Origin of the sequence: Lapidilactobacillus gannanensis, assembly GCF_003946675.1 — a bacterium.
In the GTDB taxonomy this organism is placed as follows: Bacteria; Bacillota; Bacilli; order Lactobacillales; family Lactobacillaceae; genus Lapidilactobacillus; species Lapidilactobacillus gannanensis.
This window is the reverse complement of record NZ_RHOT01000027.1, coordinates 16,632-29,628: the sequence shown is the minus strand read 5'-3', so window position 1 is coordinate 29,628 and position 12,997 is coordinate 16,632. Positions and strand designations below refer to the sequence as shown.

13 protein-coding genes are annotated in these 12,997 nt (G+C 41.1%); 12 read left to right on the top strand and 1 reads right to left on the bottom strand.

Annotated features, from left to right (window positions below; translation table 11 throughout):
- The first annotated feature begins 252 nt into the window (after positions 1 to 252).
- From EKM81_RS08105 to holA, 10 genes are all read left to right on the top strand, one after another.
- A complete protein-coding gene (locus tag EKM81_RS08105) occupies positions 253 to 1,074 on the top strand; it encodes a helix-turn-helix domain-containing protein (RefSeq protein ID WP_125650597.1) in 822 nt (273 codons plus the stop codon).
- Positions 1,075 to 1,148: 74 nt separating this feature from the next.
- Positions 1,149 to 1,556: an SRPBCC family protein gene (locus tag EKM81_RS08100; RefSeq protein WP_125650595.1), complete on the top strand. Its 408-nt coding sequence runs from the start codon at positions 1,149 to 1,151 to the stop codon at positions 1,554 to 1,556.
- 551 nt (positions 1,557 to 2,107) lie between these two features.
- Positions 2,108 to 3,313 (top strand): FtsW/RodA/SpoVE family cell cycle protein, encoded by a 1,206-nt coding sequence (locus tag EKM81_RS08095; protein WP_125650593.1) that lies wholly within the window; start codon positions 2,108 to 2,110, stop codon positions 3,311 to 3,313.
- A gap of 2 nt (positions 3,314 to 3,315) precedes the next feature.
- On the top strand, positions 3,316 to 3,597 hold the full coding sequence (locus tag EKM81_RS08090) for a YlbG family protein (protein ID WP_125650591.1): 282 nt from the start codon (positions 3,316 to 3,318) through the stop codon (positions 3,595 to 3,597).
- On the top strand, positions 3,594 to 4,157 hold the full coding sequence (rsmD, locus tag EKM81_RS08085; RefSeq protein ID WP_125650589.1) for a 16S rRNA (guanine(966)-N(2))-methyltransferase RsmD: 564 nt from the start codon (positions 3,594 to 3,596) through the stop codon (positions 4,155 to 4,157). The genes EKM81_RS08090 and rsmD overlap by 4 nt, the downstream gene beginning before the upstream one ends.
- Complete coding sequence (coaD, locus tag EKM81_RS08080; RefSeq protein WP_125650587.1) at positions 4,157 to 4,642, top strand: pantetheine-phosphate adenylyltransferase; 486 nt, start codon at positions 4,157 to 4,159, stop codon at positions 4,640 to 4,642. The genes rsmD and coaD overlap by 1 nt, the downstream gene beginning before the upstream one ends.
- 5 nt (positions 4,643 to 4,647) lie before the next feature.
- On the top strand, positions 4,648 to 5,688 hold the full coding sequence (locus EKM81_RS08075; protein ID WP_125650585.1) for a SepM family pheromone-processing serine protease: 1,041 nt from the start codon (positions 4,648 to 4,650) through the stop codon (positions 5,686 to 5,688).
- A gap of 88 nt (positions 5,689 to 5,776) precedes the next feature.
- The gene (locus tag EKM81_RS08070; protein ID WP_125650584.1) at positions 5,777 to 6,466 is read left to right on the top strand and encodes a helix-hairpin-helix domain-containing protein; all 690 of its coding nucleotides are present in this window, start codon (positions 5,777 to 5,779) and stop codon (positions 6,464 to 6,466) included.
- The gene (locus EKM81_RS08065; RefSeq protein WP_125650582.1) at positions 6,466 to 8,760 is read left to right on the top strand and encodes a DNA internalization-related competence protein ComEC/Rec2; all 2,295 of its coding nucleotides are present in this window, start codon (positions 6,466 to 6,468) and stop codon (positions 8,758 to 8,760) included. The genes EKM81_RS08070 and EKM81_RS08065 overlap by 1 nt, the downstream gene beginning before the upstream one ends.
- Positions 8,748 to 9,791, top strand: a complete 1,044-nt coding sequence (gene holA, locus EKM81_RS08060; protein ID WP_125650580.1) for a DNA polymerase III subunit delta — start codon at positions 8,748 to 8,750, stop codon at positions 9,789 to 9,791. Before EKM81_RS08065 ends, holA begins: the two co-directional genes overlap by 13 nt.
- Positions 9,792 to 10,001: 210 nt before the next feature.
- On the opposite strand, the gene rpsT is transcribed toward holA, so the two are convergent.
- Positions 10,002 to 10,259 (bottom strand): 30S ribosomal protein S20, encoded by a 258-nt coding sequence (rpsT, locus tag EKM81_RS08055; RefSeq protein WP_125650578.1) that lies wholly within the window; start codon positions 10,257 to 10,259, stop codon positions 10,002 to 10,004.
- A gap of 265 nt (positions 10,260 to 10,524) precedes the next feature.
- On the opposite strand from rpsT, the gene rpsO reads away from it, so the two are divergent.
- Positions 10,525 to 10,794 (top strand): 30S ribosomal protein S15, encoded by a 270-nt coding sequence (gene rpsO, locus EKM81_RS08050; protein ID WP_125650576.1) that lies wholly within the window; start codon positions 10,525 to 10,527, stop codon positions 10,792 to 10,794.
- 78 nt (positions 10,795 to 10,872) lie between these two features.
- Positions 10,873 to 12,990 (top strand): polyribonucleotide nucleotidyltransferase, encoded by a 2,118-nt coding sequence (pnp, locus tag EKM81_RS08045; protein WP_125650574.1) that lies wholly within the window; start codon positions 10,873 to 10,875, stop codon positions 12,988 to 12,990.
- Positions 12,991 to 12,997: the final 7 nt, after the last annotated feature.

Sequence of the window (12,997 nt, the reverse complement as noted above, 5' to 3'; positions counted from 1 at the left end):
TGCGTGTCTAAATATTAATGGTATAGAAAAAGAAGCTTCAAGACAAGATGTCTATCCACTTCAAATATTGTAGCGCCGCATTTTAGCGTTAAGCGAAGCCATTTACCTTTGCGAACACGTTTCAGTAGCCAAAAATCGACCTTGTTTTGTTTAAACGACTGATATTCCAAACTTATTTTTGTAGTTAAATTATTAACGATAAAAATATGATCAAGCTTAGAAAAAATCTAAGCATTCCTTATGAGGTGAGCCATGTCATTAGGTAGCACGATAAAATCGGCGCGACTTGAACAACAGAAATCGCAAAAACAAATAGCATTTGGCATTTGCTCACAATCGATGTTATCAGCAATTGAAAATGATCATTATCTCCCCAATGCTAAGTTAATGTTGGCTTTATGTCAGCGTCTAAAAATTGACCTGAATCAGCTTTGTTTGGCCGCTAATTTTGCGATTAGTGATCAGGACACGGTCAATACGACTATCAGTGATTTATGTAATCAGCATCAGTATCAAGTATTAAAGACTTTTTTGCAGCAGCCACAAACATTAGCAGCAATCGAAACTGATGCGCAAACGCAAGCTTATTACTATTATTTGGGAATTGCTGAATTTCAAACGGCTTCTTCTTTGATTAGTGCACACCAAAATTTGAAGCTGGCAGTTAACCTGATTCCGCCAATCCAGCAATTAAGTGCCTTGTCACGATTATGTTTGGTTTCGCTAGCCTTAATTCTTGTTCGGGACAATCAGCATCAATCGGTAACTGATTTGATCAGGCGTGCCTTGACAGGTATTAAAGAAGCGCCGTTTGAAGCGGACTTAAATGTTGTTTTCTACTTAGCGGCTTTAATTAATTTCGACTTAGGCAAATATCAAGTGGCGACTGATTATCTGGGAACAGGTATTAAATTTGCGACTGCCCATGATTCTCATTACATGCTGGCCAATGATTATTGTTTGTTAGCAGAAATAGCTGCGGTTCAAGGACAGCGTCACGAACAGTTAATGGATCTGGATTATCAGAAGTTTCTGGTTAGTCTGTTTCACGAAAAAGTAAACGAACATTTTTAAAATATTAGTATTCTGATTTTTCCTTAGGGTAGCAAGCAAGTATATTTAGGCTATCAATTAGGGAGGTCACAATAATGACAACAACACTTTTTACAAATATGGTTACCACCACAGCACCAATTAATCGGGTACAATCACTGCTGGTAGATTTAAGTAAACTAGCCGCATGGAACCAATCAATTAATGATGTGCAGGTAACTGATCAGGGTGCGAAGCTTAGTCGTACTGATGAAGCTATTAATCAACAAGAATTGCTACAGATAGCAGCAACAAGCCAACAAGTTATTTATCTTGGGCAGGGTCCTCGGTTGAGTTATCAATTGATTTTTAAACTAACAACTGATCAGGTCGGGACATTGATTCACGAAGAATTTATGGTGCTGCACGCGACACTGCCGAGACCATTTTTGACGTTATTAAAGCCAACTGCTAAAAAAGCCTTTTATCGTAATTTGACTAATCTGGTTCGATTAGCTGAATAATTAGTATTAGCTACCGCTTAGTTGATGGCCAAAAAGGCAACGGTAACAGCGGTGTAGGTTTGAGTCAATGTTAGCTTACCAGCTTGAATACTGTCTAAATTTAAGTGAGTTTAACTAATTCCAGACAGCGTAGCAAAATATTGATGGCAATTTGAACTATAGTGTGACAAATAGTCAGATTAGACAACTTGTTTTTTAACAGCGGTTGCTAATCTGACTATTTGATTATTACAATTACTGCCTTGAACTGTAACGAAAAACAAGTGCACCCACCTAACTCTAGACGGAATGGAGGAATCTCGTCATCGGCCAATGACTTTAATTTAGCGAGTAGCCGGGTCAGCCACGTTCCACGACTGGCAGTCTGAAATGCCGTTAGCAGCAATTCTGTTTTTGGTTTTGTCATTGCCGCAGGATTCTGACCACTTGCAAAGTTGACTGAAATAACGATTTAAACTTTTTTAAGAATGAAAACATAATTTGTGATTGGAAATTGCCGGGTGTTATAATAAACAAGATACAATTGTTCAACTGAGGGAGGATGCTGGACATTGAAAAAGTTTCGCTATTTAGATTGGTGGATTCTGGCACCTTACTTAGTTTTAATCGCTATTGGCGTGGTCATGGTTTATTCGGCAAGTTCCGGTATTTTATTAGCGAATAACCTACCAGCAAATGCCTATTTTAAGAAGCAATTAGGCTTTGCCCTGATTGGGGTATTTTTAGTTTTCTTCACTTATTTGCTGAGGGTGGAATTATTTTATTATCGAAAAATGGTTTTGCTGATTTTAGGAATTTCACTTGTTTTTATGATTTTTCTATTGATTCTCAAAATTGTGCGGCCTAGTGCAGCAGTCAATGGTGCGGTTGGTTGGATTAATATTTTTGGTATTACCGTTCAGCCAGTGGAGATATCCAAATTTGCTTTAATTATTTACTTGGCTTTTATCTTTGGTCGCAAAGAAACTGATTTACATTACCATGCCTACTTCAAAACAATTACTGCACCAGTGTTACTGGCAATGTTTTTTATGTTACTGGCAGCTTTACAGCCTGACATGGGTGGCGCTGGTATTCTATTATTGATTACGATGGTAATGGTTGCAGCAAGTGGCATTCCTTGGATTTTTTCAGTGGGGATCTTTGCTGTTTTAGGTTCTTTTCTAACTTTTGGTATTTATTTTTTAGGACATTTAGATACAAATTCGCCAATTTTGCGAACATTGAAAATCAGTGGTTATCAATTAGCACGGATTCAGGATTTATTTCATCCCTTTCAAGTGGCTCAACATGGTGGTCAACAATTAGTTAATTCCTACTATGCCATCAACAATGGTGGCTGGTTTGGGCGTGGCTTAGGTCGTAGTATTCAGAAGATGGGTTACTTACCAGAGCCGTATACTGATTTTATTTTATCAATTACAGCTGAAGAGTTGGGGATTATTGGGGTAGCCATTATTATTATTCTGTTAGGAATTTTAATTATACGTAGTATTTATATTGGTATCCGCGTACGGCGTAACACATATTTAGCGCTGATTTGCTATGGTATTGGCACGATGATGTTTATTCAAGTGCTGTTCAATATTGGTGGGGTATTGGGCGTGTTGCCTATTACCGGGGTGACCTTGCCTTTTATTAGTTATGGTGGTTCCAGCATGCTGATTTTGTCAGTTTGTATGGGTTTGCTAATGAATATTAGTGCCTATGACAAGCGCCAGCAAGCACATACGCAAGAAATTAAAAAAGAGGGTTAATCATGTTTACGATTAAAAAAAGACTGTCTTTGGCCGTCTGGGTTTATTCTTTAAAACAAGTCCGCCAACTGCGGCGTTACGGGATGATCACTTATATTTCAAAACGAATGAAATATGTGGTGATTTATATTGATTATGATCAAGCTGACCGGGTTATCAATGCGTTAAATAATTTGCGTTTTGTTCGTTTGGTTGAGGTTTCTCATCGCCATGAGGTCAATATGAGTTTTGGCAAGAAATTGGATCAAGCAGCAGCTTCGCAAAGTGATGGTGGTAACATTTGAGAGTGATTGCAGGCAAGTTTGGTGGTCGCCGCTTAACTGCGGTACCTGGTATGAAAACTCGGCCAACAACAGATAAAGTTAAAGAAGCGATGTTCAGCATGATTGGCCCTTATTTTGATGGGGGCCAAGTACTGGACTTATTTGCTGGCACTGGTGGTTTAGGTATTGAAGCTGTTTCGCGTGGGTGTGATCAGGCTTATTTGGTAGACAAACAACGACAGGCTCAGTTGACAATCACGACTAATATTGCCGTGACTAAAGCACCGGATCAGTTTACCTTGCAGCGGGGAACTGCTGAAGCAGCCTTAGCAACATTTGCAGCGGCCAAACAACAGTTTGACTTAATTTTTTTAGACCCACCTTATCGGTTCAAAATTATTGGTGATCTGTTAAGTAAGTTTAGCGAACTTGATTTGGTGAATGATCAGGCCGTGATCGTGGCGGAGACTGATCAAGCAGTTGATTTAACTACGATTCCAGCCGGATATGAATTTGTAAAGACTCACGATTATGGTTTAAGTCACGTTACAGTTTGGCGTTATCAGCGGGAGGTTGACTAATGACAAAAATTGCGTTGTTTGCTGGGAGTTTTGATCCCTTTACGTTAGGACATTTAGCGACCTTGCAACAGGCACTGAAAGTTTTTGATCAAGTGATTATTGCTGTCATGACTAATAATAGTAAACACTACACACTGTCAGTTACTGAACGAACTGAAATTATTGAAGATGCAACAAAAGATTTACAACAGGTGCGAGTCGTTGCCCGACCAGCAACCCTGACAACGAGTTTGGCGCAGGAGGTTGGTGCGGCTTTTTTGGTGCGAGGAATTCGTAATGCTGCCGATTTGACTTATGAATCAGGCGTTGCGGCGATGAATCGTAGCTTGGCACCAGAGATTGAGACGATCCTCTTACTAGCTGATCCTAAATTAGCATATGTTTCGTCAAGCATGATTAAAGAAGTTGTTCGATTTGGTGGCGATGTTTCGTCTTATTTAACACCGATGGCAAGTGCGTTACTACAAGAGAGTTTGCGGGGTTGATTATAATGAAACGTTGGCAAAAAGTTGTTGGTGGCTTATTGGCTTTTATTTTAGTCGCGGCCTTCTTCCTCTGGCCGTTACAGATTTATATTGAGCAGCCGGGCAGTGCTGAGCCTTTAAAACAGTTTGTCACTGTTGATCAGAAGCGCGACCAGAAAAAGGGTGCTTTTATGTTAGTGACTGTTGGCATTGCCCAAGCCACACCCTTACGCTGGCTAATTGCTCATTTCAATAGTTTCCAAGAAATTGTCAGTCGTGATGAATTGATGGGTGATCAAGATAGTGCCGCTTATGATCAAATGCAAAAATATTACATGTCGAGTTCAATCAACAATGCAATCGCGCAGGCTTATCATGCCGCTGGTAAATCCTATCAAATCAAGTTTCAAGGTATTTACGTGATGGACGTGTTACAACAGTCAAATTTGGCTGGCAAAGTTGCAATTGGTGATACTATTACGGCAGTAGATGGTCAGCATTTTCAGAGTAATCAAGGGTTTATTGATTATTTGAAAGATAAACGGCTGGGCAGCAAGGTGACCATTACTTATCAACACGCAGCACAAACTAAAACGACAACTGCGAAGATTATCAAACTGCCTGATTCTAAACGCCATGGCTTAGGTATTACGTTAACGGATCGAACCGCCGTCAAGACGAAAATTCCTGTTAAAATCGACGCTGGTGATATTGGTGGTCCCTCAGCAGGCATGATGTTTTCACTTCAAATTTATGAACAATTAACTGGTAATCGTTTGCGTCAAGGACGTAAGATTGCCGGAACTGGAACCATCGCTGGAGATGGCACGGTGGGGGCAATTGGCGGTATTGATAAAAAAGTTGTTGCTGCCGATGCTGCTGGGGCCACAATCTTTTTTGCACCCGATGATCCGGTGACTAAGGCCATCAAAAAAGTTGAACCAAATTATGTTAATAACTATCATTTGGCCAAGCAGGCAGCAGCTAAAATTAAAACTAAGATGAAAATTGTCCCAGTTAAAAAGTTCAGTGATGTAATCGACTACTTAGAAGCACATCCCAACTAAATTTAATTTATTAAAGTCGCAAATTATTGCGGCTTTTTTTCGTATTTAAATAATAGACAGAAGTAATCGTAGTCGTGAGGTGAAAACTATGGCCCTTAAAGAACGAATCGTGACGCTTTGGCGAGGTTGGCCGCGCTGGTTTCATTGGTTAGCTATTGCCGGGTTAACTGGTGTAATCAGCGGCTTGTTATATTTAAGCCGAACAATTCAAAAAACTAGTGCGGTTAGTCAGACCGAATTAGCGACCTCAGCGGTGGTCAAGGAATCGTCAACATCAGTGACATCAAGTACTAGTAGCAGTCAATCATCGCAAAAAACACTATTCTGGGTGGAAGTGAAAGGAGCTGTCCAGCATCCCGATGTTTACAAATTTACTGAGCCAGTTCGTGTTAAAGACTTGATTTTGCGTGCTGGTGGCTTGTTGGCCGTGGCAGATGATCGGCAACTTAACTTGGCGGCTAAATTACAAGACGGTCAAAGTATTTATGTCCCTCAAAAAGGTGAAGTAGTTGATGCTGCTGAAACTGGTACTGGGCCATCGTCAGAAGTCCCAACTACTGCAACATCGACGACCTCACAGGAGCAGCAAATTGATTTAAATCATGCTGATCTCACTCAGTTACAACAAATCAGTGGTATTGGCCCCAAGAAAGCGGCTGATATTTTGGCTTATCGGGAAGCTCATGGTGGCTTTAAAAATATTGATGAATTGACAGAAGTTAGTGGCATTGGTGAAAAGACTTTGGCAAAGATCCAGGACCAAGTTTGTGTGAACTGATGGCTGGATTTGATCGTGGCTATCAGGGAAAAATATTACTAGTGGCGTTAGCAATGGTTTTACTCAGCGGATTTTTCTGGTATCAAACAAACTGGCAACTAGGTTTGTTAATTTTAATCAGTATCTGGTTGTTAGGACGCCTGATCCAAATTAAATCTGCGCAACTGTGGTGTCTCTGCCTAGGCATGTTATTACTTTTTGGTAGCCGGCAGGTTTATTTTCAACGGCAACTGCGGCGTGTGCCCACAGTTATTACGCAAATTCGCATTCTGCCAGATCAAGGCCAACTACAAGGTGATTTATTAACTGGTCAGGGGCGTACTAAGGATGATATCTTGGTAAATTACGCCTTGCAAATCCGTCAGCAGGAATTAGCCCATCAGTTAGCACAAGCAACCCAACCGCAAATATTAACGGTTAGGACTACAGCTGTGACGCCAATTGACGGTCCAACTAATCTCGGCGAATTTAATTATCAGCAATGGCTGGCCCATCGCGGTTGTACTTATCAAGCGACGGGCACTTTAGTAGCAAGGACAGCTGTTGATGCGATTCACTGGTCGGAAAAAGTGGCCAGCAGTCGTAGCCAGCTATTACGTTATTTTGAAGGATATCCCAGATATTGTGCGTTTCATTTACGAACCTTAATTATTGGTGCTCAAAAAACCACTGATCAGCCATTGAAAACATTGCTTAGTGGGGTGGGTTTGATTCAAATTTTTTCGTTGTCCGGCTTACACCTTGATTTGCTAATTTATTTAGTTCGTAAATTAGGGGCACATCTGAGAATCCCTGATGAATGGGTTCGTGGCACTATCGGTATTTTGCTACCGGTTTATTTAGTTTTTGTTGGTGGACAAATTGGTGTTTTAAGATGTGCATTACTTTTTTATTTACGGCAACTGCAATTGATCGGTCATTGGCATTGGCCATCTCTGGATGTATACAGTTGGTCCTTGCTGATTTGTTTATGGTGGCGCCCAGGTTGTTTGTGGGAGTTAGGTCCCCAGTTAAGCTTTCTATTAACTTTAGCATGGCGTTGTTTACCACAAAATTTGCCTTGGTGGCGTCGCCAATTACGATTAAATTATTTGAGTCTGTTACTATTGCTTTTTCATACTTATAAGATTGAATTATGGGCGGGTCTTTGGGGCGGTCTTGGTGGAACGGTTTTAACGCTGATTATTTTACCTTTGACTTGGCTGACTTTAATTTTTCCACCACTTGCCACCCTAATTGAACCATTGTGGGTCGGCTTTTATCAGAGCTTGAATTGGGGGCAAACCTATTTATCCGGGCAGATTGTTTATGGTCAATTGCCCCTAATCGTTTTATTGATTTGTTTAGGATCATGGCTACTGGCCAGTACTTTGCCGAAAATAAAATCGCCAGTTTTACTCAGTCAGCTGTTATTATTGCTGGGACCATTTCTGTGGTGGCAAGTTCCTTGGCGTAATCAAGTAACGATGCTTGATGTTGGCCAAGGGGATAGCTTATTGATCCAAACCAGCTGGCCACGGCGAACGATGCTGATCGATACTGGTGGCCAGTTAGCCTTCGGGAAGAAAGCAGCTTGGCAACAACGTTCAGTCAAACCAAGAATTGAACGAATTACTTTGCCTTATTTAGCCAGTCAAGGCATTTCTCATTTGGATTATGTGTTAGTTACTCATCAGGATGCTGATCATTTAGGTGATTTAGGAGCGTTATTAGCACAAATTCCCGTCAAAAAACTGCTTTACCCAGCAGGGATGCGAGCGAATCCACAATTTCAACAACAATTAAGTCAAAATCGGTATCTGACTAAATATCAACCTTGTTTAGCAGGTGAGCAAATTAATGATCAGCACTTGCAAGCCATAGTTGTAGCGCCACATCAGCCAGGTAGCGGCACGAATGAAGATTCATTATGTCTGTGGTTTGCCTTGGATAATTGGCGATGGTTAACAACTGGTGACTTGGATCGGACTGGTGAACAAGAATTATTACGCCGCCGACCACAATTACAAGCTGATTATTTGAAGGCTGGGCATCATGGTAGTCGGACTTCCAGTGATCCAGATTTTATTAAACAGTTGCAGTTGTCGGCAGTTTTTATTTCCGCTGGTCGTAACAATCGTTATGGTCATCCTCATGAAGAAACACTCGCCACTTTGCAGCAACTTCAAGTCCCTTTTTTAAATACGGGGCAATATGGTATGATTGTATGGCAAGAATATCCTTGGCGACGTCTGCCGAACCAAGTGAGAATTCGGACTCAACAAACAGGAAGTGAAGCAGTGTGGCTAAAGTAGTTAGTCAAGGCATTAGTGTTGCTCAGTTAACCAAAATGGACTTAACACAATTGCCACCAGTCTGTCTGGTACTTGGTCAGGAGCCAGTATTATTAACACAAGTACAGCAGTATTTTGAACATTTATTACCTGAGGCTGAAGCGCAGATGAATTTTGGTCGCTATGACTTAACTGAAACTAATTTGGCCGCCGCATTGGATGATGCTGCCTCGGTGCCTTTCTTTGGTGACTGGCGGCTGGTTATTTTGACACAGCCGACGTTTCTGACGGCGGCAGCACCCAAAAACAAACTTGATCAACCAGTCGATTTATTGAGTGCCTATCTTAAACAGCCGCAGCCAACTACTAAATTGGTCATTTGGGCCGACTATGAGAAGCTTGATGAACGTAAGAAACTGACTAAATTGCTAAAAAAGACAGCACTAACCATTGATGTCAGCAAATTAACTGGCCCAGCAGTTAGTCGCACTTTAACGGCGAGTGCCAAACAAGCTCAAATCAAATTAGCACCAGATGCCCAAGAACTGCTTTTGCATCGCGTTCGGGATGACTATTCGCAGGCGTATCAACAGTTAGAACAATTGCAATTGTATGCCGGTCCCGGACAAACAATTACCAAAGCAATGGTTGCGGATTTAGTAGCGCAAATTATCGATGATAATATTTTTGATTTAGTTGCTGCGACGTTAAATCACCAACTTCAATCAGCTTTACAAATTTATCAAAAGTTGTTACTCAATGGGGCTGAGCCAATTGCTTTGCTGGCTTTGATTTTGACACAAGTTCGTTTATTGTTACAAACTAAGATTATGCAACAAGCAGGTTTTCAACAGGGGAGTATTACCCAACAATTGAAGGTTCATCCGTATCGTGTCAAATTAGCTCTGCAGCAAAATCGGCATTTTGAATTGGCACAATTAATGCAAATGTATCAAGAATTAGTCACCTTGGATTATCATATTAAGACTGGTCGCGCAGAAAAAGAGCAAGCGCTAGCTTTGGTGATCACAAAATTTGCTAGTCGATCTTAGAACGTATTATTTACGGGATAAGGTCAATATCGTTGCTCAAATTAAATCTGTATCAAAAAAAAGACGTTATCTAACAGCACCATTGTTCAATTAAGAGACAATGGATTGGTGTAGACAACGTCTTTTTTTGATTTACTGTTTATTGCTAAATCAGAGCATAAAAAAAGTCTGCAGTAAACACTACAGAACTTAATTAACAGCGAATTTAAATTAATTTGCTTGGTTTAAACGAGTCAAACGAGACTTATCACGAGCTGCTTTGTTGGCATGGATCAAGCCTTTGGAAGCGGCCATATCGATTGAACGAATTGCGCTCGTGTATAATGCATCAGCGTTTTCTGCTTTGGCAGCATGAGCTGTTTCGAATTTCTTAACAGCAGTACGCATAGCAGCTTTTTGGCCGGCATTAAGTTCATTAGCTTTATGATTTGTTTTTACACGTTTGATTGCAGATTTGATTTGTGGCATTGAGGTCACCTCCAACTACTACTTAGATTAAAACTAGCCAAAAAACATTATATCAAAACTGGCCGAATATGCAAGGTTAGCTAAGAATTTTCCCAATTTTTTCTGGATAATTGACTAAATCAGTTGCTTATGAGACAATAATTTGCGGAAAACCTTGCTTTTTAGCTGGTTTTTCGCTAAAGTAATTGTGTTATACCATTTACTCTGTTTGACGATCCACCGACGTCTTACTGAGTTCTTGGACTATTTTAATGAGGTGAAAGAAATGGCAATTTCTCAAGTTCAAAAGAACGAAATTATTGCAAAGTATGCTCGTCATGAAGGCGACACTGGCTCTGCAGAAGTACAAATCGCAGTATTAACTGCAGATATCAATGCTTTGAATGAACATTTACGTGTTCATAAAAAAGATCATCATTCATATGTTGGTTTGTTAAAGAAGATCGGCCATCGTCGTAATCTATTAGCTTACTTACGTAGCAAGGATGTTGTTCGTTATCGTGAACTTATTAAGAGCTTAGGCTTACGTCGTTAAGCTTACCCATGGCGAGGTCATTTCGATCTCGCTTTCTTTATACATAGAAATAAAATAATAGTAAAGGATCGAAAACAAATGACACATGAAAAAAAAGTTTTTCGGCGTCAGTGGAATGGCCAAAACCTCCAAGTCGAAGTTGGCCAATTAGCACAACAAGCAGACGGTGCAGTCTTAGTTCGATATGGCGAAACGGCAGTTCTAAGTGCAGTTGTTCATAAGCCGGCTAGTGGTTATCAAGACTTTTTCCCGCTAACCATTAATTATGATGAAAAAATGTTTGCGGCTGGTAAAATCCCCGGTGGTTTTAACAAGCGTGAAGGTAAACCCAGTACTCATGCCACGTTGACCGCGCGTTTAATTGATCGACCAATTCGACCTCTTTTTCCTGAGGGATATCACGATGATGTTCAAATTACGAATATTGTTTTTAGTGCTGATCCTGCAGCAGGGCCTGAGTTGTTGGCAATGCTGGGTTCATCTTTGGCTTTGGGCATCTCCAGTATTCCTTTTGCTGGACCAATTGCCGGCGTTAAAGTGGCGCGAGTCAATGGTGAACTGCAATTAAATCCTCAGAGCAATGAATTACCAGAATCAGATTTAGATTTAACTGTTGCTGGCACCGCCACTGCCGTTAATATGGTCGAGGCTGGTGGTCAAGAAATTGCTGAAGCAGATATGTTGGCAGCTTTAGAGTTTGGTTTGGCCAAAGTGAAAGAACTTTGTCAGTTTGAGCAAGAGATAATTGCGACGGTTGGTCAACCCAAAGCTGAATTTTCAGCACCAGAAATTCCGGCTGGCTTACGTGCCGAAGTTGATGATCATTATCAAGCAACGATGCAGGCGGCAATATTAACCAAAGATAAAGTTGCTCGTGAGGAAAACATCGCAGCCGTTAAATCATTAGCTCACGATCACTACGCGGCGATGGCCGACAGTAGTGATGAAACTAGTATTGTTGGTTTAGTAGATGAGCTATTAGCAGACTTAGAGCGACGTTTAGTCCGACAATTAATTTTATCTGACCAGCAACGCCCTGATGGCCGAAAATTAAATGAAATTCGGCCTTTATCTGCTGAAGTAGGGATTCTACCGCGAACTCATGGTTCAGGTTTATTTACTCGCGGTCAAACACAGGTATTAACAGCTCTGACGTTAGCACCATTAGGTGAGGCGCAGGTGATCGATGGTCTGCTGCCTGAATATCAAAAAACGTTTGTACATCACTACAATTTCCCACAATTTTCTGTTGGTGAAACTGGTCGTTACGGAGCGCCAGGCCGACGTGAAATCGGGCATGGCGCATTAGGTGAACGTGCTTTGCAGCCAGTAATTCCTGATACGACAGAATTCCCTTATGCTATTCGGTTAGTTTCTAATGTACTAGAATCAAATGGGTCTTCTTCACAAGCTAGTATTTGTGCGAGCACCTTGGCCTTACTGGATGGTGGGGTACCAATTAAAGCACCAGTTGCGGGAATTGCCATGGGCATGGTTAAAGAAGGTACTGAGTACGCTATTTTGACCGACATTCAAGGGATTGAGGATCATTTAGGCGACATGGATTTTAAGGTTGCGGGTACTGCTCAGGGAATTACCGCTTTACAGATGGATATCAAAGCTGAAGGGGTCACTAGCCAGATTCTGGGCCAAGCTTTGGCACAAGCAAAGCAAGCACGGCTGGAAATTTTGTCCACGATTCAAGCAACGATTCCTGAACATCGGGCAGCATTAAGTGCTTATGCACCAAAAATCGAACAATTAATGATTAAACCTGAACAGATTAAAGATGTCATTGGTCATGGCGGCGAAACAATCAACGAGATTATTGCCCAAACTGGTGTTAAAATTGACATTGAGCAGACTGGGCAAGTAACTATTAGTTCAAACGACCTAGCAACGATTGAACAGGCTAAACAAATTATTGCTGATCTGACGCGAGAAATTAAGGTCGGTGGTGTCTATCTGGGCACTGTTAATCGGATTGAAGCTTTCGGTGCTTTTGTTGAACTAGCTCGTGGTAAAAATGCTTTGGTCCATATCTCACAATTGACGATGGGCCATTTAGATAAAGTAGAAAATGCGGTTAACTTAGGAGATCAATTACTGGTGAAAGTCATTAGTATTGATGGCAAAGGGCGTATCAACGCTTCCCGGAAGGCTTTGCTAACTGATGAGCCGCAGACAGAAAAATAAGGAGTTA

Bases quoted from the DNA above. Each gene is read 5' to 3' on its own strand.
- EKM81_RS08090 (WP_125650591.1), top strand. From the start codon at position 3,316: ATGTTTACGATTAAAAAAAGACTGTCTTTGGCCGTCTGGGTTTATTCT.
- EKM81_RS08105 (WP_125650597.1), top strand. From the start codon at position 253: ATGTCATTAGGTAGCACGATAAAATCGGCGCGACTTGAACAACAGAAA.
- EKM81_RS08100 (WP_125650595.1), top strand. From the start codon at position 1,149: ATGACAACAACACTTTTTACAAATATGGTTACCACCACAGCACCAATT.
- rpsT (WP_125650578.1), bottom strand. From the start codon at position 10,259: ATGCCACAAATCAAATCTGCAATCAAACGTGTAAAAACAAATCATAAA.
- pnp (WP_125650574.1), top strand. From the start codon at position 10,873: ATGACACATGAAAAAAAAGTTTTTCGGCGTCAGTGGAATGGCCAAAAC.
- EKM81_RS08070 (WP_125650584.1), top strand. From the start codon at position 5,777: ATGGCCCTTAAAGAACGAATCGTGACGCTTTGGCGAGGTTGGCCGCGC.
- coaD (WP_125650587.1), top strand. From the start codon at position 4,157: ATGACAAAAATTGCGTTGTTTGCTGGGAGTTTTGATCCCTTTACGTTA.
- EKM81_RS08075 (WP_125650585.1), top strand. From the start codon at position 4,648: ATGAAACGTTGGCAAAAAGTTGTTGGTGGCTTATTGGCTTTTATTTTA.
- rpsO (WP_125650576.1), top strand. From the start codon at position 10,525: ATGGCAATTTCTCAAGTTCAAAAGAACGAAATTATTGCAAAGTATGCT.
- EKM81_RS08065 (WP_125650582.1), top strand. From the start codon at position 6,466: ATGGCTGGATTTGATCGTGGCTATCAGGGAAAAATATTACTAGTGGCG.